Annotated in this window: 21 protein-coding genes; 13 read left to right on the forward strand and 8 right to left on the reverse strand. The window is 67.5% G+C overall.

Translation table 11 applies throughout. From position 1 onward, the window contains the following. Window positions 1-28: 28 nt before the first annotated feature. The gene (locus IHE46_RS10790; RefSeq protein WP_192164656.1) at window positions 29-808 is read left to right on the forward strand and encodes an endonuclease/exonuclease/phosphatase family protein; all 780 of its coding nucleotides are present in this window, start codon (window positions 29-31) and stop codon (window positions 806-808) included. Then, complete coding sequence (locus tag IHE46_RS10795) at window positions 805-1,185, forward strand: hypothetical protein (protein WP_192164657.1); 381 nt, start codon at window positions 805-807, stop codon at window positions 1,183-1,185. The genes IHE46_RS10790 and IHE46_RS10795 overlap by 4 nt, the downstream gene beginning before the upstream one ends. 48 nt (window positions 1,186-1,233) lie before the next feature. Here the strand turns inward: IHE46_RS10795 and IHE46_RS10800 are convergent, their stop codons facing one another. The 3 genes from IHE46_RS10800 to ubiH all read right to left on the reverse strand — a co-directional run bounded on the left by IHE46_RS10800 (window position 1,234) and on the right by ubiH (window position 4,576). Beyond that, the gene (locus tag IHE46_RS10800; RefSeq protein ID WP_192164658.1) at window positions 1,234-2,028 is read right to left on the reverse strand and encodes a dienelactone hydrolase family protein; all 795 of its coding nucleotides are present in this window, start codon (window positions 2,026-2,028) and stop codon (window positions 1,234-1,236) included. Window positions 2,029-2,159: 131 nt separating this feature from the next. Next, window positions 2,160-3,359 carry a UbiH/UbiF/VisC/COQ6 family ubiquinone biosynthesis hydroxylase gene (locus IHE46_RS10805; RefSeq protein ID WP_192164659.1) on the reverse strand — a complete coding sequence of 400 codons (1,200 nt, stop codon included), beginning with the start codon at window positions 3,357-3,359 and terminating at the stop codon, window positions 2,160-2,162. Beyond that, window positions 3,356-4,576, reverse strand: a complete 1,221-nt coding sequence (ubiH, locus tag IHE46_RS10810) for a 2-octaprenyl-6-methoxyphenyl hydroxylase (protein WP_192164815.1) — start codon at window positions 4,574-4,576, stop codon at window positions 3,356-3,358. The genes IHE46_RS10805 and ubiH overlap by 4 nt, the downstream gene beginning before the upstream one ends. A gap of 142 nt (window positions 4,577-4,718) precedes the next feature. On the opposite strand from ubiH, the gene IHE46_RS10815 reads away from it, so the two are divergent. Genes IHE46_RS10815 through IHE46_RS10825 form a run of 3 tightly spaced genes read left to right on the forward strand, consistent with a single transcriptional unit; the run spans window position 4,719 to window position 6,826 of the window. After that, a complete protein-coding gene (locus IHE46_RS10815; protein ID WP_192164660.1) occupies window positions 4,719-5,318 on the forward strand; it encodes a hypothetical protein in 600 nt (199 codons plus the stop codon). A 1-nt stretch (window position 5,319) separates the two neighbouring features. After that, window positions 5,320-5,892, forward strand: coding sequence for a cob(I)yrinic acid a,c-diamide adenosyltransferase (locus IHE46_RS10820; RefSeq protein ID WP_192164661.1), 573 nt, complete (start codon window positions 5,320-5,322; stop codon window positions 5,890-5,892). Window positions 5,893-5,905: 13 nt separating this feature from the next. Next, on the forward strand, window positions 5,906-6,826 hold the full coding sequence (locus tag IHE46_RS10825) for a histone deacetylase family protein (RefSeq protein ID WP_225563007.1): 921 nt from the start codon (window positions 5,906-5,908) through the stop codon (window positions 6,824-6,826). Window positions 6,827-6,897: 71 nt separating this feature from the next. Here the strand turns inward: IHE46_RS10825 and msrB are convergent, their stop codons facing one another. Then, window positions 6,898-7,296 carry a peptide-methionine (R)-S-oxide reductase MsrB gene (msrB, locus tag IHE46_RS10830; RefSeq protein WP_192164663.1) on the reverse strand — a complete coding sequence of 133 codons (399 nt, stop codon included), beginning with the start codon at window positions 7,294-7,296 and terminating at the stop codon, window positions 6,898-6,900. 96 nt (window positions 7,297-7,392) lie between these two features. On the opposite strand from msrB, the gene lptD reads away from it, so the two are divergent. The 7 genes from lptD to IHE46_RS10865 are packed head-to-tail and all read left to right on the forward strand — an operon-like array spanning window position 7,393 to window position 15,158. Beyond that, the gene (gene lptD / locus IHE46_RS10835; protein WP_192164664.1) at window positions 7,393-9,846 is read left to right on the forward strand and encodes an LPS assembly protein LptD; all 2,454 of its coding nucleotides are present in this window, start codon (window positions 7,393-7,395) and stop codon (window positions 9,844-9,846) included. 31 nt (window positions 9,847-9,877) lie between these two features. Then, window positions 9,878-11,245 (forward strand): peptidylprolyl isomerase, encoded by a 1,368-nt coding sequence (locus IHE46_RS10840; RefSeq protein WP_192164665.1) that lies wholly within the window; start codon window positions 9,878-9,880, stop codon window positions 11,243-11,245. Window positions 11,246-11,260: 15 nt separating this feature from the next. Continuing rightward, window positions 11,261-12,241 carry a 4-hydroxythreonine-4-phosphate dehydrogenase PdxA gene (gene pdxA, locus IHE46_RS10845; RefSeq protein WP_192164666.1) on the forward strand — a complete coding sequence of 327 codons (981 nt, stop codon included), beginning with the start codon at window positions 11,261-11,263 and terminating at the stop codon, window positions 12,239-12,241. Further along, the gene (rsmA, locus tag IHE46_RS10850; protein WP_192164667.1) at window positions 12,238-13,035 is read left to right on the forward strand and encodes a 16S rRNA (adenine(1518)-N(6)/adenine(1519)-N(6))-dimethyltransferase RsmA; all 798 of its coding nucleotides are present in this window, start codon (window positions 12,238-12,240) and stop codon (window positions 13,033-13,035) included. Before pdxA ends, rsmA begins: the two co-directional genes overlap by 4 nt. 54 nt (window positions 13,036-13,089) lie before the next feature. After that, window positions 13,090-13,473: a Co2+/Mg2+ efflux protein ApaG gene (apaG, locus tag IHE46_RS10855; protein ID WP_192164668.1), complete on the forward strand. Its 384-nt coding sequence runs from the start codon at window positions 13,090-13,092 to the stop codon at window positions 13,471-13,473. Window positions 13,474-13,486: 13 nt separating this feature from the next. Continuing rightward, window positions 13,487-14,335 (forward strand): symmetrical bis(5'-nucleosyl)-tetraphosphatase, encoded by an 849-nt coding sequence (locus IHE46_RS10860; RefSeq protein ID WP_192164669.1) that lies wholly within the window; start codon window positions 13,487-13,489, stop codon window positions 14,333-14,335. 46 nt (window positions 14,336-14,381) lie between these two features. Beyond that, complete coding sequence (locus IHE46_RS10865) at window positions 14,382-15,158, forward strand: class I SAM-dependent methyltransferase (protein WP_192164670.1); 777 nt, start codon at window positions 14,382-14,384, stop codon at window positions 15,156-15,158. Between the two features lie 69 nt (window positions 15,159-15,227). Here the strand turns inward: IHE46_RS10865 and secA are convergent, their stop codons facing one another. Then, on the reverse strand, window positions 15,228-17,951 hold the full coding sequence (secA, locus tag IHE46_RS10870; RefSeq protein WP_192164671.1) for a preprotein translocase subunit SecA: 2,724 nt from the start codon (window positions 17,949-17,951) through the stop codon (window positions 15,228-15,230). 189 nt (window positions 17,952-18,140) lie between these two features. On the opposite strand from secA, the gene IHE46_RS10875 reads away from it, so the two are divergent. After that, a complete protein-coding gene (locus IHE46_RS10875; RefSeq protein WP_192164672.1) occupies window positions 18,141-18,593 on the forward strand; it encodes a DciA family protein in 453 nt (150 codons plus the stop codon). A gap of 138 nt (window positions 18,594-18,731) precedes the next feature. Here the strand turns inward: IHE46_RS10875 and lpxC are convergent, their stop codons facing one another. From lpxC to ftsA, 3 genes are all read right to left on the reverse strand, one after another. Beyond that, window positions 18,732-19,646, reverse strand: a complete 915-nt coding sequence (lpxC, locus tag IHE46_RS10880; RefSeq protein WP_192164673.1) for a UDP-3-O-acyl-N-acetylglucosamine deacetylase — start codon at window positions 19,644-19,646, stop codon at window positions 18,732-18,734. Between the two features lie 447 nt (window positions 19,647-20,093). Beyond that, a complete protein-coding gene (gene ftsZ, locus IHE46_RS10885; RefSeq protein ID WP_192164674.1) occupies window positions 20,094-21,275 on the reverse strand; it encodes a cell division protein FtsZ in 1,182 nt (393 codons plus the stop codon). A gap of 149 nt (window positions 21,276-21,424) precedes the next feature. Next, a complete protein-coding gene (ftsA, locus tag IHE46_RS10890) occupies window positions 21,425-22,660 on the reverse strand; it encodes a cell division protein FtsA (protein ID WP_192164816.1) in 1,236 nt (411 codons plus the stop codon). Between the last annotated feature and the right edge of the window lie 7 nt (window positions 22,661-22,667).

Raw genomic sequence — 22,667 nt, forward strand, 5'->3', positions numbered from 1 at the left:
GCCTTGTGCGTGTACCGTACACGGCCCCATGGAACGTACCGCTCCCCTCCACGCCAAACGCCAGCTGCGCCTGCTGAGCTGCAACATCCTCGCCGGCGCCAGCGTGCAGCGTTACAGCGAATACGTCACCCGCAGCCTCACCGCCGTGCTGCCGGGACGCCGCAAGATCGACAATCTCGACCGTCTCGCCGCGCTGCTGCCGCAGTTCGACGTGATCGGCCTGCAGGAAGCCGATGCCGGCAGCCTGCGTTCCGGCTTCCTCAACCAGACGCGCTATCTCGCCGAAGCCGCCGGCATGCCGTTCTGGAGCCACCAGCCGAACCGGCCGGTGGCGGGCCTGTCGCACACCGCCAACGGCCTCATCAGCCGCATCGAACCCAGCACGGTGCTGGACTATCCGCTGCCCGGCCGCGGACGCGGCGCGCTGCTGGTGCGTTTCGGTACCGGCGAACATGCGCTGACCGTGATCATCGCCCACCTCTCGCTGGGTGCCCTCACGCGCACGCGGCAACTGGGCTTCATCGCGGAGATCCTCGAAGACCATCCGCATGCCGTGCTGATGGGCGACCTCAACACCGACGTGGGGAGTCCGGAGATGCGCCAGCTGTTCGCGCGCTCGCGGCTGCAGCCGCCCGTGCAGGCCACGCCTACTTTCCCGAGCTGGAAACCGAAGCGGGCGCTTGATCACATCCTCACCTCGTCCACGGTGGCAGTGGAAAAAGTATGGACACTGCCACAGGCGTTCTCCGACCATCTCGCGCTGGCGGCGGAAATCCGGCTGCCGATGTCCCACGGAGACCACGGATGAAAATACGCGCGTTGATTCCCTGGCTGCTGATCGCGCTGGTCGGCCTCGGCGCCGCATGGCTGCGCTACGGCCTGATCGAGCAGCCCGCGCTGGCGGATCTGTGCACCTCGACACAGGCGCCTGCCTGGTGCCCGCTGCGGCAGGCGCTGGTGATGGGCTTTCTCTACGAGGTTTACGGCATTGCCGCCGTCATCGTCGCCGCGCTCTCGCTGCTGCGCCGCACACGGGCGCTGGCATGGCTGGCCGCTGCGCTGGGAGCGTTCGCGCTGCAGCTCTACAACTGCGAGCCGGGTGCGCTGGCGCTTCTGATCGGCTGCCTGCGCCTGGTGCATTTGAGCGCGCCATCGGGCCGCCGCCCCCACGAAGCCACGCCTTAAACGCCTGCCAGCGAAGCCGCGCCGCCGGCAGGCGATCCAGCGAAGCGATCAATCGCGTCCCGCAAACGCCTCGTCCAGCCACGCATGCATCAAGCGATAGGAACGCGCCGCTGCCTTCGCGTCGTACTTGCAGCCGGGCGCATTCTCGCCTTCCTCGGTGAAGCAATGCACCGCGTGGCCCAGCACCACGAACTGCCAGGCGGCAGGGCTCTGGCGCATCTCGTCCATGAACTTGTCGGCGTCCTTCATCGTCCACGTGTCGTCGGCGCCGTTCATCGCCAGCACGCGGGCCTTGATGTGTTTCGCCATCGACGCATCGTCGGTGGAGAGGTCGCCATGGAAGGACGCCACCGCAGCGACGTCGGCACCGCTGCGGGCCAGGTCCAGCACCGCTGCACCGCCGAAGCAGAAGCCGATCGCGGCGAGCCTGGCGGTATCGATGGGCGCATCCTTCGCCTGCAGCCTGAGCTGCGCCAGCGCCTCGTTGATGCGCGAGCGCATCAACGCGCGGTTCGCGTACAGCGGCTTGACGGCAGCCTGCGCCTGCGCGTCGTTGTCCAGTTGCGGGCGCACGTTGGCGCCGTACATGTCGGTGAGCAGGATCACGTAATCCTTGCCCGCGATCATTTCCGCCTTCTTGATCGCCTCGTCGTTCACGCCGAACCAGTTCGGCACCATCACCAGGCCGGGGCGTTTCGCGCCGCTGGCGTCGTCGTAGACCAGCACGCTGTGGAAGCGCGTGCCGCCCTGGGTCCACTCCACCGGGCGCTGCACCATCTTCGCCTGTGCGGCGAAGGCGAAACCGGCAAGCAGGAATGCGGCAAGACAACGGATGTGGCGCATGGCGTAACCCTCCCTCATATGAAACCTGATTAGCGGCGAGACTCGGCTAGTAGCGGCTTTTCGTGAAGAGTGCGGCCAAGGATGCCGCCCGTTTGATTTCCGCGTTCACGGACGAACGCCAAAAGAAAGCATCAAAGTCCGGCGGCATGTCGCGCGATGCGGCGCTTCAGCGGCGCCAGCCGGTCGAGCAGACGTACGCCGATGCCCCGCGCGGCGACCAGCGGCGGCGCCTGCCACGCATAAATGCGCGCCAGCGCATCGAAGCCGCGCGCGTCCAGCGTGTCGGCGCTGCGCCGGCGGCGCGCATAGCGGCGCAGCACGTGCGGCGCGGCGAAATCGCGACCGGCGTCGTGCGCTTCGACCAGCGCGTCGCGCAGTTCGGCCACGTCGCGCAGGCCCAGGTTCACGCCCTGGCCGGCCAGCGGGTGCACGGCATGCGCGGCATCGCCCAGCAGCACGAAGCGCTCGGCCTGATAACTTTCCGCCAGCTGCAGCCTGAGCGGGAAAGCGGCGCGTTTCGTGGTGGATACGATCCGCCCCAAACGGAAATCGCTGGCGACACCCAGCGCCTGCATGAAACCGGCATCGTCCAGTGCCAACACGCGCTGCGCCTCGTCCTCGGGCAACGACCACACGATGGAGCTGCGCCCGTCGGCCAGCGGCAACAGGGCCAGCGGGCCGGTAGGCAGGAAACGTTGCCACGCCGTCCGTTCGTGCGCCCGCTCGGTGACGACATGGGCCACTACCGCACGCTGCGCGTAGTCGTGACCGCGGGTGCCGATGCCGGCCATGTCGCGCAACGGCGAGGCGGCGCCGTCGGCAGCCACCAGCAGGCGCGCGGACAGGCTTTCGCCGCCGGCCAGTTCCAGCGTCACGCGATCCTCGCGCGCCTCGAAACCACGCACTTCGGCAGGGCACAGCCGGCGCACGCCCGCGGACTGCAGCGCCTGCCAGAGTTCCCACTGCACCAGGCTGTTCTCGACGATGTGGCCGAGCAGGTCGCGGCCTTCGTCCGCCGCGTCGAAATCGATGGCCGCGCCGCTTTCGCCGTCCCACACGTGCATATGCGAGTAGGGACCGGAGCGCGACTCGCGAATGGACGTCCAGACGCCCAGCCCATCCAGCAAGGCGATCGACGACGGCGCCAGCCCCACCACGCGAAGGTCCACCTCGTCGGTGGCGTTCCAGGGCTGCGGAGCACGCGCCTCCAGCAAAGCGGTGGCGAAGCCGGCTTTGGCCAGCGCCAGCGCGGCAGCAGCACCCACCATGCCGCCGCCGACCACGGCGACGTCCAGCGAAGGTGCGCGCCGGCGTTCGGCGGGGGCGCTCATGGCAGGCGCTCCAGCACCGCGCGCGGCGGTTCGCCGCGGAAGCCCATGCCGTGCCGCGCCAGGCGGTCCTGCAAGGGCGCGAAACGGTCATTGGCGAGCAGCGCCAGCGAGCGCAGCGGCGCGAGCATCGGCTGTTCGAGGCAGGCCAGGCGCACCAGGGCGTGGCTCATCGCCATCGTGCCCTCGCGGTCCGGTTCGCGCCGTGCGGCGTAGCGCTCAAGCAAGCCGGGAGCACCGGGATCGTCCGCCGCGGCGACCAACTCGGCGAGAGTCAGCGCATCGCGCAGGCCGAGGTTGAAACCTTGCGCGCCGATGGGGTGCACGGTCTGCGCCGCGTTGCCCACCAGCACCGCGCGCGGGCCGGTGAGCCGCCGCGCGGCTACGCGATGGATCGCATACGGATAGCGTCTGCCGGGCCGCGCGAGGCGGCCCAGCCGCCACCCGAAGCGTTGTTGCGCCAGCGCGGCGAAAGCATCGTCGTCCATGGCCGCCACGGCATCGGCCTGTTCGGCGGGCACGGTGAGCACCAGCCCGCAGCGCCCCTGCGCCAGCGGCAGCAGCGCCACCGGGCCTTGATCGGAGAAACGCTCGAAGGCGCGGCCCGCGTGGGCGCGTTCGGGCGTGACGGTGGCGACGAACAGGGTCTGCTCGTAATCGAGCCGCTCGGCTTCGATGCCCAGCTGCGCACGCACGAAGGATTCGGTGCCGTCAGCGCCCACCAGCAGCGCGGCGTCGACCGTTCGCTCGCCGTCGGCGGTACGGATGCGTGCGCGCCAGCCGACGGCCTGCATTTCCAGCGCCTCCAGTTTCGCGGGCGCGAGTCGGGTCAGCCGCGTGCAGGTATCCAGCCGGCGCAGCAGGGCCACGCCCAGTTCGCGCGCGGGCAGCGTCCAGCCCAACGCATCGACGCCGTGCCTGGCCGCATCGATGCGTGCACTGCCGAACTCGCCGGCGCGGCTGACGTGGATATGGCGGATGGCCGTGGCCTGCGCGGCGGCGTACGGCCACACGCCGATGGCGGCGAGGCCGTTGACGGTGGCGCGGGCCAGCGCGAGGTTGCGCTCGTCGTAACTGGGCTGGGCGTCGGCGCGCGGCGCGGCGGCTTCGACCAGGGTGGCGGCCACGCCGGCGGCATCCAGCGCGATGGCGAGGCTGGCGCCGACCAGGCCACCGCCGACGATCAGCACGCCGCCAGCAGGAGATGCGGAGGAATTCATGCGCGGGATGATACGCGCCATCGCATCGCGCCGGCTGCCCCGGAACCTGTCCAGCATCGCCAGCCGCATGGGCACAGGGCTCGCGGGCGGGCTCTTGGGCTAAACTGTGCGTCTGAATCCAGCTGCGCTGCACGGAGTACACATGGCAACCACAACGACCCGACGCCTGGCCATCTTCCTGGCCTTGGCCCTGGTGATGGGCGTCACCCGCTTCCATCCCTCGCTGCTGCACCACGCGTTGTGGGATGCCTCGTGGGGCGTGTTCTTCCTCGCCGGCTTCTGGCTGCGCGGCCAGGGACGCTGGGCCTTCCCGCTGCTGATGGCCGAGGCGGTGCTGGTGGATTACTTCGTCATCTCCGGCATGGGCATCAATTTCTGGGACCACTACTGCGTCTCGGCGGCCTACTGGTTCCTGGTGCCGTCCTACGGCGCGTTGTGGCTGGGCGGCAGCTGGCTGGCGAAGCGGCAGTCGGGTCTCGACCTGCGCACGCTGGGCCTTGCCGTCGCCGCGCTGCTCGTCACCGAAGGCGCTTGCTACCTGATCTCCAACGGCAGCTTCTACTGGATCAGCGCCAGCGTGCCGGCGCCGCGCAGCTTCGGCGCATGGTTCGCCAACCTCGGCGACTGGTACCTGCCCTTCCTTGGCGGCACTTCCCTCTACGTCGGACTCGGTGCGGTGGTGCACGTGCTGGCAGTGCAGCTGTCGCGCCTGTCGCAGCACGGCGCGCACGCCAAGCACTGACGTGGGCAACCGCCTCTCCAAGATCTATACGCGTACGGGTGACGACGGCAGCACGGGACTGGGCGACGGCTCGCGCGTGCAGAAGGACTCCCCGCGGGTGGCCGCCTACGGCACCGTGGACGAGCTCAACAGCACCATCGGCATGGTGCTGGCCTGCCCGGGCGTGGACGATGCGGTACGCGAGGCGCTGACCCAGATCCAGCACGAGCTGTTCGACCTCGGCGGCGAACTGTGCATCCCCGGCATGGCGATGATCGAGGATGCCGACATCACGCGGCTGGAAAGCGTGCTGGACGCCTTCAACGAACCGCTGCCGCCGCTGAAGGACTTCATCCTGCCCGGCGGCGGCATGGCCGCTTCATGCTGCCATCTGGCGCGTACCGTGTGCCGCCGCGCCGAGCGCGAGGTGATCGCGCTGCGCCGGGACGAACCCGACGTGCGCCCGCAGACGCAGCGCTACCTCAACCGCCTTTCCGACTTGCTGTTCGTGCTGTGCCGCGTGCTGGCCCGCAGCGGCGGCCACGGCGAAGTGCTGTGGCAGCACGAGCGGCGGCGCAAGCCCTCCGCCGGCTGAGGCAGCCGCCATGCTGCGGCTGTACACGCACCCCGCCTGCCTGGGGCACGACAACGGCCCCGGCAATCCCGAGGTGGCTGCTCGCCTGACTGCCGTGCTGCGCGCGCTCGACCACGACCGCTACGCCGCCCTGGATCGCGTGGAAGCCCCGCGCGCCAGCCGCGAGCAACTCCTGCGCGTGCATGCGGCGGACCACGTCGAACGCATGCTCGCCGCCGTGCCCGAAGGCGAAACGCGGCGGCTGGACGAGGACACCGTGCTCTCGCCCGGTTCCGCCGAGGCCGCTCTGCGTGCGGCGGGCGCGGCGGTGGCCGCGGTGGATGCCGTGCTCGACGGCGGCCACGTGCGCCGCGCGTTCTGCGCGGTGCGTCCGCCCGGCCATCACGCCACGCGCGAATCGGCGATGGGCTTCTGCCTGTTCAACAACGTGGCGGTGGCCGCAGCCCATGCGCTGGCGGCGCACGGGCTGAAACGCGTCGCCATCGCCGATTTCGACGTGCACCACGGCAACGGCACCCAGGACATCTTCTGGCGCGAGCCACGCGTGCTGTTCGCCTCCAGCCACGAGATGCCGCTGTACCCGGGCACCGGCCATCCGGACGAGCGCGGCGAGGGCAACATCCTCAACCGCCCGCTGTCGGCCGGCGACGGCCCCTACCTGTTCCGCGAACTATGGGAGGGCGACCTACTGCCGCGGCTGCACGCCTTCAGGCCGCAGCTGGTGCTGGTGTCGGCGGGTTTCGACGCGCACCAGCGCGATCCGCTGGCCAACCTCTGCCTGGGCAGCGAGGACTACGCCTGGATCACCGCGAAGCTGGTCGAGCTGGCGAACCGCCATGCCGATGGCCGGCTGGTCTCGACGCTGGAAGGCGGCTACGACCTCGCCGCATTGGCGGCCAGCGCGTCGGCGCACGTCGAAGCGTTGATGGATTGAGCAGTGCGGCCAAGGATGGCCGCCCGTTTGATTCTGCAATCATCGATGATTGCAAAAATCATCCCCCAAGCTCACTCCGGCACGAAATCCAGCGCCGCCGAATTGATGCAATAGCGCAGTCCGGTAGGCCGCGGGCCGTCAGGGAACAGGTGGCCAAGATGCGAGTCGCAATGCGCGCAACGCACCTCGATGCGGCGCATACCGTGACTGTCGTCGTCGTGGCTGGATACCGCGGCCGGGATCAGCGGCTGCCAGAAGCTGGGCCAACCGGAACCGGAATCGTACTTGCTGTCCGAACCGAACAGTACGCTGCGGCAGGCCGCGCACACGTAGGTTCCTTCGGCGTGGTGGCGATACCACTTGCCGCTGAAAGGCGGCTCGGTGGCCGAGCAGCGGCATACCGCATACTGCTCGGGGCTCAATTCGGCGCGCCATTCGGCGTCGCTCCTGACCAGCCCGGGTTCGTTCATGCCTGAATCCTCGATTGCCTCCGGCAGCCTTTGTGTCTGCCTGATCTGGGGCGTTTCTGCTAGCTTTACCGACCACACGACCGCCGGGTTTCCATTGTGACGCGCAAGCTCCCTCCACGCCGCCTGCTGGCGGTTGCCGCTGCCCTCGCCCTGATCGGCGGCCCGGCCGAAGCCGGTAGCGGCGGCCCGCATCGCAGCACCTCGCTGGACGGCAGCGAACAGGCCTGTCCGCTGGGCTCCTTCACCTGCCCGCCGCGTCCGTACAACTACGTCATGTGCCACCCCAACGCCATGCTGGAGTTCTACGACCCCACGCTGAGCAAGGACAGCGGCGCCCGCGAAACCAGCAAGACCTATGTGTCGGCGAAGCACGTCGACAGCGCCGACCAGACGGTCTATCACTTGACCGGCGATGTACGCATGGATCGAGCTGATCAACGGCTGCAGGCGGACACGGTTGACTACAACGACGACACCACCGACTACGACGCACGCGGCAATGTGCGCTACCAGGACTACGCGCAGCTGATGTCCTCCACGCACGCACGCGGCAACGACGCCTCGGGCGTCGGTATCGCCGACGACGTGCGCTACCAGATGCTGACTTCGCGCGGCAACGGCGTGGCCCGCCAGGCGCAGGAGCTCGACGTCCAGCACACCCGCTACACGCAGGCCACCTATTCCACTTGCGATGTCGGCCACCATCTGTGGGAATTTCGCGGCCAGTCCATCGTGATGGACAAGGTCAACGGCGTGGGCGTGGCGCGCGACTCCACTTTCCGTGTCGGCAACGTGCCGCTGCTGTATCTGCCCTGGTTCAGTTTCCCGCTCGACAACCGGCGCAAGACCGGCTTCCTTTACCCGGTCATCGGCCACAGCGGCCACTCGGGCTATGTCCTCAGCGCGCCGTTCTACCTGAACCTGGCGCCGAACTACGACGCCACGCTGGACCCGCGCATCTACACCTCGCGCGGCGTGATGCTGGACACCGAATTCCGCTACCTGCTGCCCGGCAGCAACGGCACGTTCGACGTGCAGTACCTGCCGAACGACCACGGCACGAACGACGTGGGCACCACCGCCAACACGCCCGGCACGGACCGCTACCGCTACACCATCAAGGACACCACCCACCTGTGGGGCAGTTGGAATTTCACCACTTCGATCGACCGTAGCTCGGACAACAATTTCTTCTACGACTTCGGGAACCAACTGGGCGGCCCGCCGATCTACATACTCACCTCCAACGCCCAGGTGGCTGGCAGTGGGAAGTGGGGGACTGCGTGGTGGAACGCATCGGTAGGCGGCGACGCCTACCAGAACATGAACCCGTTCCTCACCGATGCGTCGCTGCCCTACCGGCAGTTGCCGTACGGCAATTTCAACTTCGACTGGCCGATCAATAACTGGCTCGAATTCGGCATGAACAACCAGTTCGTTGCGTTCCGCAAGCCCGGCTATGTGGAAGGCAACCGCGAGGACCTGCAACCCTACCTGGCCGCGGACTTCGGTACGCAGGGCTGGTTCGTGCGCCCACGCGTGGAATGGCGCTATACCGACTACCAGCTCAGCAACGGCTACCAGCAGTACGGCTACTTCGGCCTGCTCGGCAGCGGCCTGTCGTCGCCCTTCACCCAGCAGTCGCCCAGCCGCTCGATGCCCATCGTCGACGTGGACAGCGGTCTGGTGTTCGACCGCAACATCTCGCTGTTCGGCAACGACTACACGCAGACGCTGGAACCGCGGTTGTATTACCTGTACGCGCCATACCGCGATCAGAACAACCTGCCGCTGTTCGACAGTGCGCTGATGACGTTCGACTACTGGCAGCTGTTCTCCACCAACCAGTTCGCCGGCGCCGACCGCCAGATGAACGCGAACAACCTCACGGCCGCCATCACCACCCGCCTGCTCGACGACAGCGGCGTGGAACAGTTGTCTGCCAGCTTCGGCCAGATCCGCTATTTCACCCCGCAGCGGGTGCAGATGCCGATCGGCTCGAACACCGTGGCGCCCATCACCGACTGGAGCGGCTCGGCCTACGTCGCCCAGATCGACATGCAGCTCAACGACCGCTGGCGCGCCAGCACCTCCTACCAGTGGTCCCCCAATACCCACGACACGCAGATGGCGATGTTCCAGCTGCAGGGGCGTGTGGGCACGGACGGCATAATCAACTTCGCCTACCGCTACCGCCAGGGGCTGATGGATCAATACACCGTTTCGGGTGTCTATCCCCTGTCCGACCGCTGGCGCCTGATCGGCTCGTGGACGTATGCGGAACCGCTCAAGGGCGTGACCAACTCGCTGAAGGGCACCATCGAAGCCGTAGCCGGCGTGGAATACGACAGCTGCTGCGTGACCCTGCAGCTGGTCGACCGCAGTTACGTGAACCAGGGTTACTACGGCGTCGCGCCGACCGTGCCGGTGACCGGGCCGGCCAACCTGCGCGACAACGTCGTGATGTTCCAGGTGATCTTCAAGGGCCTGGGCTCCACCAGCGGCCAGATCGATCCCCTGCTGCGCCGTGATATTCTCGGCTATCAATAATCCGCTGTATCCCTCTTTTGGCTGCTCCCTGATGAAGCGATTCCTCGCCCCGCTCCTGTCCATCGTCGTGTTCGCGCTCGCGCTGCCTGCGCATGCCCAGCTGCTGCCGAATGCCGGCGCGGGCGTCACCTCGTCGCCCAACCAGCTGGACCGCATCGTGGCCGTGGTGAACGAGGACGTGATCCTGCAAAGCGAGCTCGACAACGCCGTGCATGCGATCCAGCAGCAGTACGCCAGCCAGCCCGGCCAGCTGCCGCCGCAGGACGTGCTGCAGAAGCAGGTGCTGGATCGCCTGATCCTGATGCGGCTGCAGCTGCAGAAGGCGGACGACCAGGGCGTGCACGTCTCCGACAACCAGGTCGACCAGGCCGTGGCCCAGGTGGCGCAGCAGAACAAGATGACCCCCGACCAGTTGCGCACCGAGGTCGAGCACACCGGGCAGGACTTTGGCGCCTTCCGCCAGCAGCTCGCCGACCAGCTGACCGTGCAGCAGCTCCACCAGAGCGTGGTGCACGACTCGGTATCGGTCACCGACAGCGAAATCGACAACCTGCTCGCCAGCCCGAACTACAAGGCCGGCGAGATCCATCTGGCGCATATCCAGGTCAGCATCCCCAGCGGAGCCGACGCCGCCGCGATCCAGGCTTCCGCGGCCAAGGCCGAGCAGGCGATCAATGCGATCAAGGGCGGCATGGACTTCCACGCCGCGGCCATCCGCTACTCCGACGCGCCCGACGCGCTGGACGGCGGCGACCTCGGCTGGCGCCGCATGGACGAGGTGCCGCCCGCCTTCGCCGACACCGTGGCCAACATGAAGCCCGGCGACGTCAGCTCCGCGCTGCGCGGCCCCACCGGCTTCCACATCCTCAAGCTGATCGGCCAGCGCGAGCCGTCCAAGCAGATCGTCACCGAGTACCACGCACGCCAGATCCTCATCAAGCCCAGCGAGCTGATGACGTCCGATCAGGCGCAGCAGAAGGCGCAGGAGCTGTACGACCAGATCGTCAACAAGCATGCCGACTTCGCCAAGCTGGCCAAGGACAACTCCAAGGACGACACCACCGCCAACATCGGCGGCGACATGGGCTGGTTCGCCCAGGACGCCTGGGGCACCGTCGTCACCCAGCAGATCAGCCAGCTGAAGGACAACGAGGTCTCCAAGCCCTTCCAGACCGGCGACGGCAGCTGGGACATCATGCAGCTGCTGGGTACGCGCCAGAGCGACCTGACCACCCAGATGGCACGCGACCAGGCCCGCCAGGCCATCGGCAACCGCAAGGCGGAGCAGGCCTACGACGACTTCCTGCGCGACCTGCGCGCCAACGCCTACATCAAGGTGCTGGTGCCCGAGCTGCGCGACGACACCAACACCCCGGCCGGCGCCGGAAAATCCTCCTGACCGGGAGCCGCCGGCATGGCGCTCCCCCGGCTCGCCGTCACCGCTGGTGAGCCGGCAGGCGTCGGTCCGGAACTGATCGCGCGACTGGCCGCCACGCCGCTGGCGGCCGACCTGGTGGCCATCACCGATCGCGATCTGCTCGCCCGCGCTGCCGCCCGTTGCGGCCTGCGCATCGCACTGATCGACGATGACGGCACTCAGCGGGAGTACCGCGAGCCTGGCAGCCTGCGCGTGCACCATGTGCCGCTGGGTACCGAAGAGGTTCCGGGCCAACCCGATCCACGCAATGCGCATCACGTGCTCGCCACGCTGGCCGAAGCCGCCGACGGCTGCATGGCCGGCCGCTACGCCGCCGTGGTCACCGCGCCGCTGCAAAAGGCCTCGATCAACGAAGCCGGCATCCGCTTCAGCGGCCACACCGAATTCTTCGCCGAACGCGCCAACGCCGACGTGGTGATGATGTTGGCCAGCCCCGAACTGCGCGTGGCGCTGGCCACCACGCACCTGCCGCTGGGCGCGGTACCGGCCGCCATCACGCGCGAATCGCTGGAGCGCACGCTGCGCATCGTGCACGCGGAACTGCGCGCGAAGTTCGGCATTGCCGCGCCGCGCATCGCCGTGCTGGGCCTCAATCCGCACGCCGGCGAGGGTGGCCATCTCGGCCGCGAGGAACTGGACACCATCATCCCGCTGCTGAACGCGCTGCGCGCCGAAGGCATGGCACTGATCGGCCCGTTGCCGGCCGATACCGCCTTCGTGCCCGCCCAGCGCCCACGCTACGACGCAGTGCTGGCGATGTATCACGACCAGGCGTTGCCGGTGCTCAAGAGCGAAGCCTTCGACCGCACCGTCAACCTCACCCTCGGCCTGCCTTTCATCCGCACCTCGGTCGACCATGGCACCGCGCTCGATCTAGCCGGCACGGGTCGCGCCGATCCGTCCAGCCTGATTGCCGCCGCGAACATGGCTCTGGAACTCGCCGCCCATTCCGCATGAACCACGCTCCCGCCCGCCCCAAGAAAAGCTTCGGCCAGCACTTTCTGCATGATCGCCGCTACATCGACGACATCGTGCGCGCCATCGCGCCGCGCGCCGGCGATTTCCTCGTGGAGATCGGCCCCGGCGAAGGCGCGCTCACGCTGCCACTGCTGGCGGCCGCGCACTCGCTCACCGCGATCGAGCTGGACACCGACCTGATCCCCGCACTGAAAGACCGTGCGGCCAGCGTGGGCGAACTCGCCGTGATCCACGCCGACGTGCTCAAGGTGGACTTCGCCGCGCTGGCGCATCGTCAAGGCGTGGAGCGCCTGCGCATCGCCGGCAACCTGCCCTACTACATCTCCAGTCCGATCCTGTTCCATTGCGTGGAGCACGCGTCCGCCATCGAGGACATGCACTTCATGCTGCAGAAGGAAGTGGTCGACCGCATGGCCGCGGAGCCGGGCAGCAAGGTGTATGGCCGCCTGTCGGTGATGCTCCAGCTGGCCTGCCGCGTGGTGCCGCTGTTCGAAGTGCCGCCGGAGGCGTTCCGTCCGCCGCCGAAGGTGGATTCGGCGGTGGTGCGCGTGGTGCCGCTGGCGCCGCACGAACGCCACGACGCCGATCCCGCGCTCCTGTACGACGTGGTGAAGGCCGCCTTCGGCCAGCGCCGCAAGACGCTCAGCAACGCGCTCAAGCCGCTGCTCGACAGCGACGCCATCCGTGAAGCCGATGTGGACCCCAAGGCGCGCGCCGAAACGCTGGCGCCGGAAGACTTCGTGCGACTGGCGAAGCGGCTCGCCGCGCGCTGACCTTCACCTGTTCGCGACGCTGCGCGAACCGGCGTTCGCCCGTACAATCGTCGCATGAGCGAAAACAATCCCTACACGATCGACGTGCAGGTCAGCAGCCGATTCGTCGCCGACCAGTCCCGACCCGACGACAACCGCTACGCGTTTGCCTACACCATCACCCTGCGCAACACCGGCAGCGTGCCCGCGCAGCTGCTGGCCCGGCACTGGGTGATCACCGACGCCAACGGCAAGGTGGAGGAGGTGCGCGGCGACGGCGTGGTGGGCGAACAACCCTGGATGCGGCCGGGCGACGATTACGAGTACACCTCCGGCGCCGTGCTGGAGACGCCGGTCGGGATCATGGGCGGCAGCTACCAGATGGTGGCCGACGACGGCACCCGTTTCGAGGCACCGATTCCGTCGTTCACGCTATCCATTCCCCGAACGCTGCACTGACGGCTGAGCAAGGATGGCCACTTACGCAATCGGAGACGTGCAGGGCTGCTACCCGGAACTGCAGCGCCTGCTCGACAAGCTGCGCTTCGACCCGGCCAACGATCGGCTGTGGTTCTGCGGCGACCTGGTGAACCGCGGCGGCGAATCGCTGGCCACGCTGCGGTTGATCCACAGCCTGCGCGAGCAATGCGTCGTCACGTTAGGCAACCATGACCTGAGCCTGCTGGCGATCGCGCTGCGCAAGCCCGAGGCGCAGGCCAAAGTGAATCCGGAACTGCGCGAAGTACTGTTCGCCGACGACGCGCCGGTGCTGTTCGAATGGCTGCGTTCGCAGAAACTGCTGCATCACGACGAGGCGCTCGGCTGGACGATGATCCATGCCGGCCTCGCACCCGTGTGGACGCTGCGCCAGGCACAGCGGGCCGCACAGGAGGTCGAACGCGAACTCTCCAGCCCGCGCCATCCGCGCATCCTGCGCAACCTGTTCGGCAACCGCCCGGCCGGCTGGTCGAGCCGCCTGCAGGGCCTGGACCGCCACCGCGCCACGATCAACCTGCTCACCCGCATGCGCTATTGCGACGTCAACGGGCGCATCGACTTCGAAGCGAAGGGCGAGCCTGGCACGCAACGGCCCGGGCTGTATCCGTGGTTCGAGGTGCCCGGCATGCGCCGGCGCGAGACGCGCATCGTCTGCGGCCACTGGTCCGCGCTCGGTCGCTTTGCCGGTCTCGGCGTGTATGCGATCGACACCGGCTGCGTGTGGGGCGGCCAGCTCACCGCGCTGCGGCTGGACGGCGAGGAGCCGCAATACACCACCGTCGCCGCCGAACCGGAACGCAAGCGGGTACCCGGCGCGGATTGACTACGCGTGCTAGCGTGATCGCTCCCCACCCGCAGGAGCCGTCCCGATGGAACACCAAGGTGCCGTCGTCCAGCAGTTCGGATCGCAGGCGCAGGCCTACCTGACCAGCAGCGTGCACGCGCAGGGTCGCGACCTCGTCCAGCTCGCCGAGCTTGCCGCCCGCGTGGCCGGCGGCGCCACCGCACTCGACCTCGGTTGCGGCGCGGGCCACGCCAGCTTCGCGATGGCGCCGCACGCCGCCGAAGTGGTGGCTTACGATCTCTCTCGCGAGATGCTCGACGTGGTGTCGCAGGCCGCCGCCGCGCGCGGCCTGGCATCGGTACGCGTGCAGCACGGCTCCGCCGAAAAATTGCCCTTCGCCGACGGCAGCTTCGCCTTCGTCGCCAGCCGCTACAGCGCCCATCACTGGGGCGATCCGGCGGCCGCATTGCGCGAAGCCGCGCGCGTACTCGCTCCCGGCGGCACGCTGTGCCTGATCGACGTGGTGGGCCCGCAGGGCCCGCATGCGGCACTGCTGGACAGCCATCTGCAGGCCGTCGAACTGTTGCGCGACACCTCGCACGTGCGCGACTACGGCCGCGCCGAATGGCGCGCCATGCTCGCCGATGCCGGCTTCGACCTGCAGGACGAGCACGACTGGCGCCTGGACATCGGCTTCGCCAGCTGGCTCGCACGCATGCGCACGCCGCCCGTGCTGGAAGCGGCGATACGGCAATTGTTCGCGCATGCGCCCGACGAGGTGCGTGCCTACTATCAAATCGACCCGGCAACGCTGGACTTCAGGCTCGAATCGGCGATGTTCGTGGCCCGGCGATCGGACTGATCCAGTCGTTCCTACAAACAAAAACGGCCGGGTCGCCCCGGCCGTTTCTGTGTGCGCGCCCCCGCGCGATCAGTTCAGCTGACCGTGGCAGTGCTTGTACTTCTTGCCCGATCCGCAAGGACAGGGATCGTTGCGACCCACCCGCGCGCCGTCGGGCTGCTGCAGTTGCGGCGCGCCGCTCGTACCGGCAGCCGCAGCGGCTTCGAGGCCGCCACCGGGTGCGCCACCGCCGCTAGCCAGCATCTGGCGCTGCAGATTCTCGGCGAGGCGCTGCTGTTCGGCTTCCATCGCAGCGACTTCCTCCTCGCTGCGGATGCGGATGCGCGCCAGCATCTGCACCACTTCGCCCTTGATGCGGTCGAGCATGTCGGAGAACAGCCGGAACGACTCGCGCTTGAACGCCTGCTTGGGATCCTGCTGCGCGTAACCCACCAGGTAGATGCCCTGGCGCAGGTAGTCCATGTTGGCCAGATGCTCCTTCCAGGCGTTGTCCACCACGGTGAGCATGATGTGCTTCTCCAGCGCACGCATGGTCTCGGCGCCGACCTGGGCTTCCTTGGCCTGGAACAACCCATCCACGCCACCACGCACGTGCTCGAGGATGATCCCCGCGTCGGCTTCCTTCTGCTGCTCCAGCCAGTGCGGCAGATCCATCGACAGACCGAACCTGCTTTCCAGGCTGCGGTCGAGTCCCGGGATATCCCACTGCTCATCGATGCTGTCCGGCGGCACGTGGTCGCGCACCATGCTCTCCACCACGTCGTTGCGCACGTCGGCCACGGTGGCGGAAACGTCCTCGCCCTCCAGCAGCTCGTCGCGCTGGCGGTAGATCACCTTGCGCTGGTCGTTGGCGACGTCGTCGAATTCGAGCAGGTGCTTGCGGATGTCGAAGTTGTGCTGCTCGACCTTGCGCTGCGCCTTCTCGATCTGGCGGCTGATCATCTTGTCTTCGAGCGCGTCGTTTTCCTTCATGCCGAAGCGCTTCATCCAGCGGATCAGGCCTTCGCCGCCGAAGATGCGCAGCAGGTTGTCTTCCAGCGAAAGGAAGAAGCGCGACGAACCCGGATCGCCCTGGCGGCCCGAGCGGCCACGCAGCTGGTTGTCGATGCGGCGCGACTCGTGCCGTTCGGTGCCGATGATGTGCAGGCCGCCGGCGGCCAGCACCTGCTCGTGCAGCTTCTTCCACTCGCTCTTGACGCGGGTGCGGTCGGCATCCGTGGCTTCGGCCGGCAGCGCGGCCAGCGCGGCCTCGAGGCTGCCGCCGAGCACGATGTCGGTACCGCGACCGGCCATGTTGGTGGCGATGGTGACCGAACCCGGCGCACCGGCCTGGGCAACGATGTGCGCCTCGCGCTCGTGCTGCTTGGCGTTCAGCACTTCGTGCGGGATCTTCTGCGCGCGCAGCTGGTTGGACAGCAGCTCGGACACTTCGATGGACGTGGTGCCCACCAGCACGGGCTGGCCGCGCTTGTGGCAATCCTTGATGTCCTCGATCACCGAGTTGTACTTGGCCTGCTGGCCGAGGAAGACCAGGTCGGCGTTGTCCTTGCGGATCATCGGCTTGTGGGTGGGGATCACCACCACTTCCAGGCCGTAGATGCTCTGGAACTCGAACGCCTCGGTGTCGGCCGTGCCGGTCATGCCGGCCAGCTTCTTGTACATGCGGAACAGGTTCTGGAACGTCACCGTGGCCAGCGTCTGGTTTTCGCGCTGGATCGGCACGCCTTCCTTCGCCTCGACCGCCTGGTGCAGACCATCCGACCAGCGGCGGCCCGGCAGGGTACGGCCGGTGAATTCGTCGACGATGATGACTTCGCCATCGCGCACGATGTAGTCCACGTCGCGCTGGTAGATCGCGTTGGCGCGCAGCGCGGCGTTGAGGTGGTGCACCACCGCAAGGTTCTTGGAATCGTACAGGCCGCTGTCTTCGCTGATGACGCCGGTTTCGCGCAGCAGCTCGTCGGCATGCTGCATGCCGTCCTCGGAGAGGTGCACCTGCTTCTGCTTTTCATCGACCCAGAAGTCGCCTTCGCTCTCTTCCTCTTTCTGGCGGATCATGCGCGGCACGATCTTGTTCACCGCGATGTAGAGCTGCGGCGAATCCTCGGCCGGGCCGGAGATGATCAGCGGGGTGCGCGCCTCGTCGATCAGGATCGAGTCCACCTCGTCGACGATGGCGTAGTTGAGGCCGCGCTGGTAGCGCTGCTCCTTGCTGAGCGCCATGTTGTCGCGCAGGTAATCGAAGCCGAACTCGTTGTTGGTGCCGTAGGTAATGTCGGCGGCATAGGCCTTGTGCTTGTCGGCATGGTCCATGCCCGGCCACACCACGTCGGTGGTGAGGCCGAGGAAGCTGTACAGCTTGCCCATCTGCGCCGAGTCGCGGCGGGCCAGGTAGTCGTTCACCGTGACCACGTGCACGCCCTTGCCTTCCAGCGCGTTGAGGTACACCGGCAGCGTGCCCACCAGGGTCTTGCCTTCGCCGGTGCGCATCTCGGCGATCTTGCCCTGGTGCAGCACCATGCCGCCGATCAGCTGCACGTCGTAGTGGCGCATGCCGAGCACGCGCTTGGCGCCCTCGCGCACCACCGCGAACGCCTCGGGCAGCAGCTTGTCCAGCGACTCGCCGCCGGCGACGCGCTGCTTGAACTCGACGGTCTTGCCGCGCAGCGCCTCGTCGTCCAGCTTCTCGTATTCGGGTTCCAGCGCATTGATGCGCGTCACGATGCGCGACAACTGACGCAGCACGCGCTCGTTGCGGCTGCCGAAGATGCTGGTGAGGACGCGATTGAACATCGATCTTCCGGATGACGTGGACACGAGGCCGCGCCTTGGCGCAGACCAAACGGACATGTTACTACAGGGGCTCGGACGGCAGGCAGCATGGCCAACCCGCCCGACTCCCGGCATGGCGGCATCGGCCGGAGGATTCAAGGGTGGCGCGCGGGTATCATCGAAGCACGCCCTACCCGGAACCATCGGTCCATGTCCCGCGCCACCCCATCCCGCGGCCCACAGGCGCTTGATGCCTGCGGCTCCTTCGCCAGCCTCGCCAACAAGGCCGCCGCGCTGGACGCGCTGGACCGCGCACTGCGCCAGACGCTGCCGTTGCCGCTGCGCGACCAGGTGCGCTTCGCGAACCTGCGTGGCGGACGGCTGCTGTTCCTGGCCAGCACGCCTGCCTGGGCCACGCGGTTGCGCCTGCTGCAGGCGCAGATTCTCGCCGCCGCCCGCAGCCTCGACATCCGCGCGGAAACCATCGGCATAAAGGTAAGCCCGCTTCCGAAAATCGAGCTGGAGCCCGAACGCACGCGTACGTTGTCGCCTACCGCCGCCAGCCATCTGCGCGCCGCTGCAGCGGCCACGACCGACCCCGAATGGAAGGAACTGTTCGGGCAATTGGCTGCGCTGGCCGAACCTGGCAAACCCTCGCACTGAGTCCACAGTCATCTCGATCGCCGGAATCCAACGGGCACCGGATGCTGGCCACGCTACAAGTTAAAAGGCCGCCGCATCTCACGATACGGCGGCCTTTCTGTTCTTGCCGACCGGTTGGTCCGCGGCGAAACGAAGCGGTCAGATCGCCTGAGCGGGATGGGCGTAGGAGATCGGCGAGGTCGCCGGATCGTCCTGGTAGCTGACTTCTTCCCAGGCCGAGGCGTCGGCCATCAGGGTGCGCAGCAGCTTGTTGTTGAGCTCATGGCCGGACTTGTGCGCGTGGTAGGCGCCGATCAGGCTGTGGCCCAGCAGGTAGAGATCGCCGATGGCGTCGAGGATCTTGTGCTTGACGAACTCGTCCTCGTAGCGCAGGCCGTCTTCGTTCAGCACGCGGTAATCGTCCAGCACCACGGCATTGTCCATCGAGCCGCCCAGCGCGAGGTTGTGTTCGCGCAGCATCTCGATGTCGCGCATGAAGCCGAAGGTCCGCGCGCGGCTCACTTCCTTCACGAACGAGGTGGTGGAGAAGTCGATCTCGGCGCGCGAAGTGCGCTTGCTGATGATCGGGTGGTTGAACTCGATCGAGAAGCCGACCTTGAAGCCCTCGAACGGCTCGAAGCTGGCCCACTTGTCGCCTTCCTGCACCTTCACCGGCTTCTTGATGCGGATGAAGCGCTTGGCGACGTTCTGCTCTTCGATGCCCGCGGATTGCAGCAGGAATACGAAGGGGCCGGCACTGCCGTCCATGATCGGCACTTCGGGAGCCGACAGATCCACGTAGGCATTGTCGATGCCGAGGCCGGCCATCGCGGAGAGCAGATGCTCGACCGTGGCGACGCGCACGTCGCCGTTCACCAGCGTGGTGGAAAGACGGGTATCGCCGACGTTGTCCTGACGGGCACGGATGTCCACCGGCGGATTGAGGTCCGTGCGGCGGAACACGATGCCGGTGTTGGGTGCGGCGGGTCGCAGGGTCATGTACACCTTGTCGCCGGTGTGCAGGCCCACGCCGGTGGCGCGGATGATGTTTTTGAGCGTGCGCTGCTTGATCATTGTTGTTGGTACCTGCCAAGTAGCAGCCATTCCGGGGCGGATGCTAACACAGTTTTAACCAGCTGCAATAGCAAACCGTACCGTACAGTCTGGTCGAGCCATTGCGCGCCCAGCCGGGCACGCACCATGAAACATGTCCCTGCGGCCGCCCGATCAGCGAGCGGAGACGACACATCACCCCGGGCCGGGACGGGATTTCCGGCGCCGGGGCGATGGACCGCAGCTCGGGGCCGGAGCCCGGAACGGCGGATCATGCGCTTCCTTGTCGCATCGTCTTGCGGAATTCAAGCCCGAACGCACCAAACGACGGTTCGCTTACAGCCAAGCCGTCGAATCGTGACACCAGCCCCGAATCCACCCTGCATGTTTCAACTCTGACCCATTTGACAGGCGTTCGTTCAATTCCTTTTAACAAGTAGTGGGTGCCAGGTTCAGGCACCTGCCACTTCAGTCGGCCTGACGGCGCAGGAAGGCGGGAATATCCAGGTAATCCGGGCCGCTATCCTGGCCCTTGACCGGCGCGTCGCTGCGCGGATTGGCGCTGAACACCTGTTCCGGCTGGGCGTAGTCCACCACTTCGTTGCCGGTACCGGTACGCAGCACCACCGGGCGCGGACGCGCACGCATCTCCACCTGCCGCTGCTCCACCGTGCGCACGCTCTGGCGCGAGGGGGCACGGTTGAGGCCGGTGGCGACCACGGTGACGCGCACTTCGTCCTTCAGCTCCGCATCGAGCGAGGTGCCGATCACCACAGTGGCGTCTTCGCTGGCGAAGTCGTTGATGACGCGGCCGATCTCGTCGAATTCGCGCATGGTGAGGTTGGGGCCGGCGGTGACGTTGACCAGGATGCCGCAGGCGCCGTTGAGGTTGACGTCCTCCAGCAGCGGGTTCTTGATCGCCTGCTCGGCCGCGGCCTGGGCGCGGTCGTCGCCGCTAGCGACACCGGTACCCATCATGGCGAGGCCCATTTCGCTCATCACGGTGCGCACGTCGGCGAAGTCGACGTTGATGAGGCCCGGCGCCGTGATGAGGTCGGCGATGCCCTGCACCGCGCCCTGCAGCACGTTGTTGGCGGCCTTGAACGCGTTGACGAGCGTGACCTCGCGGCCCAGCACGCTGATCAGCTTCTCGTTCGGCACGGTGATCAGCGAATCGACATGCTGCGACAGGTCTTCGATGCCCTTCTGGGCGACCTGCATGCGGCGGCGACCCTCGAACGGGAACGGCTTGGTGACCACGGCCACCGTGAGGATGCCCTTCTCCTTGGCCAGCTGCGCCACCACCGGCGCGGCGCCGGTACCGGTGCCGCCGCCCATGCCGGCGGTGATGAACACCATGTCGGCACCTTCCAGCATCGCCTCGATGCGTTCGCGGTCCTCCAGCGCTGCCTGGCGGCCGACCTCGGGATTGGCGCCCGCGCCCAGGCCCTTGGTGACGTTCGCACCCAGTTGCAGGTGGGTACGCGAGTTGCAGCTGCTCATCGCCTGCGCGTCGGTGTTGGCGACGATGAACTCCACGCCTTCGATGTTGGCGTTGATCATGTGCGCCACGGCGTTGCCGCCGCCGCCGCCCACGCCGATGACCTTGATGACTGCGTTTGGTGCGAGTTTCTCGATCAGTTCGAACATTTCCCGTCCTCCAGAGTTGTTGTCGTTGTAACCGCGGGAGGCGGCTCCTGCCGCTCCACGGTGGTGGGCAACTATCCCGTCGCCCGCGGCTGCGCCTCCTGCGCCGCCAAAAACCTGCCGCTTCCAGCCGAACGCCCGCCGGCGTACCGCTAGAAGTTCTTCTTGAACCAGCTGCTCCACTTGCCGATCACGCCGCCGACCTGACCGAGCGACCCGCCGCTGCCGCGCACCGGCGCGTTGTGGCGCGAGCCGTGCAGCAACAGGCCCGCGCCCGTGGCATGCAGCGGACTGCTGATGACTTCGCCGAGGCCGCTGATTTCCTGCGGCACGCCGAGGCGCACCATCTTGTGGAAGATCTCCTCGGCCAGCTCCAGCGCACCTTCCATCTGCGAGGCGCCGCCGGTGAGCACCACGCCGGCCGCCACCAGGCTGTCGTAGCCGGAACTGCGCAGCTTGTCCTGCACCATCTCGAAGATTTCCTCGTAGCGCGCCTGCACGCTCTGCGCCAGCGCCTGCCGCGCCAGCCGGCGCGGCGGCCGGTCGCCCACGCTGGGGACCTGGATGGTCTCGTCGGCGTGCGCCAGCCCGGTCAGCGCGCAGGCGTACTTGATCTTGATTTCCTCCGCGTGCGCGGTCGGGGTCTGCACGGCATAGGTGATGTCGCCGGTGATCTGGTCGCCGCCGATGGGCAGCGACGCGGTGTAGCGGATCGAGCCCTGCGTGTAGATCGCGATGTCGGTGGTGCCCGCGCCGATGTCGACCAGGCACACGCCCAGCTCGCGCTCGTCGGGGGTGAGCACCGCCCGCGCACTGGCCACCGCCGACGGCACCAGTTCGTCCACCGACAGGCCGCAGCGCTGGATCGACTTGCGGATGTTCTGCACCGCCGTCGCCGCGCCGGTGACCAGGTGCACGTTGGCCTCCAGCCGCACGCCGCTCATGCCCACCGGCGAGCGGATGCCGTCCTGGCCGTCGATGCGGTATTCCTGTGACTCCTTGTAGAGCACTTCGCGGTCAGCCGGGATCGCCACCGCGCTAGCCGCCTCCAGCACCTGGTCGAGGTCGTTGGGCGTCACTTCGCGGTCGCGGATCGCCGCATTGCCGTGCGAGTTGCGCGTCTCCAGATGGCTGCCGGAAATCGAGGCGGTGACGGCGCGGATGTCGCAGCCGGCCATCAGCTCGGCTTCCTGCACCGCGTGCTGGATCGAGTGCACGGTGGATTCGATGTCCACCACCATGCCCTTGCGCATGCCGCGCGAGACGTGGGTGCCCATCCCGATCACGGTGATCGGCTCGCCCGGCTCGTATTCGCCCACGATGGCAGTCACCTTGGAGGTGCCGATATCGAGGCCCACCACCAGTTGCTTGTCGTTGCGCGTCTTCATAGGCAGC

This window comes from Rhodanobacter sp. DHG33, assembly GCF_014843005.1.
Lineage (GTDB): Bacteria > Pseudomonadota > Gammaproteobacteria > Xanthomonadales > Rhodanobacteraceae > Rhodanobacter_A.

Excerpts from the sequence above, each read along its gene's own strand:
- IHE46_RS10790 (WP_192164656.1), top strand. The coding sequence starts at position 29 with ATGGAACGTACCGCTCCCCTCCACGCCAAACGCCAGCTGCGCCTGCTG.
- IHE46_RS10795 (WP_192164657.1), top strand. The coding sequence starts at position 805 with ATGAAAATACGCGCGTTGATTCCCTGGCTGCTGATCGCGCTGGTCGGC.
- IHE46_RS10800 (WP_192164658.1), bottom strand. The coding sequence starts at position 2,028 with ATGCGCCACATCCGTTGTCTTGCCGCATTCCTGCTTGCCGGTTTCGCC.
- IHE46_RS10805 (WP_192164659.1), bottom strand. The coding sequence starts at position 3,359 with ATGAGCGCCCCCGCCGAACGCCGGCGCGCACCTTCGCTGGACGTCGCC.
- ubiH (WP_192164815.1), bottom strand. The coding sequence starts at position 4,576 with ATGAATTCCTCCGCATCTCCTGCTGGCGGCGTGCTGATCGTCGGCGGT.
- IHE46_RS10815 (WP_192164660.1), top strand. The coding sequence starts at position 4,719 with ATGGCAACCACAACGACCCGACGCCTGGCCATCTTCCTGGCCTTGGCC.
- msrB (WP_192164663.1), bottom strand. The coding sequence starts at position 7,296 with ATGAACGAACCCGGGCTGGTCAGGAGCGACGCCGAATGGCGCGCCGAA.
- IHE46_RS10840 (WP_192164665.1), top strand. The coding sequence starts at position 9,878 with ATGAAGCGATTCCTCGCCCCGCTCCTGTCCATCGTCGTGTTCGCGCTC.
- pdxA (WP_192164666.1), top strand. The coding sequence starts at position 11,261 with ATGGCGCTCCCCCGGCTCGCCGTCACCGCTGGTGAGCCGGCAGGCGTC.
- rsmA (WP_192164667.1), top strand. The coding sequence starts at position 12,238 with ATGAACCACGCTCCCGCCCGCCCCAAGAAAAGCTTCGGCCAGCACTTT.
- apaG (WP_192164668.1), top strand. The coding sequence starts at position 13,090 with ATGAGCGAAAACAATCCCTACACGATCGACGTGCAGGTCAGCAGCCGA.
- IHE46_RS10860 (WP_192164669.1), top strand. The coding sequence starts at position 13,487 with ATGGCCACTTACGCAATCGGAGACGTGCAGGGCTGCTACCCGGAACTG.
- IHE46_RS10865 (WP_192164670.1), top strand. The coding sequence starts at position 14,382 with ATGGAACACCAAGGTGCCGTCGTCCAGCAGTTCGGATCGCAGGCGCAG.
- secA (WP_192164671.1), bottom strand. The coding sequence starts at position 17,951 with ATGTTCAATCGCGTCCTCACCAGCATCTTCGGCAGCCGCAACGAGCGC.
- IHE46_RS10875 (WP_192164672.1), top strand. The coding sequence starts at position 18,141 with ATGTCCCGCGCCACCCCATCCCGCGGCCCACAGGCGCTTGATGCCTGC.
- lpxC (WP_192164673.1), bottom strand. The coding sequence starts at position 19,646 with ATGATCAAGCAGCGCACGCTCAAAAACATCATCCGCGCCACCGGCGTG.
- ftsZ (WP_192164674.1), bottom strand. The coding sequence starts at position 21,275 with ATGTTCGAACTGATCGAGAAACTCGCACCAAACGCAGTCATCAAGGTC.
- ftsA (WP_192164816.1), bottom strand. The coding sequence starts at position 22,660 with ATGAAGACGCGCAACGACAAGCAACTGGTGGTGGGCCTCGATATCGGC.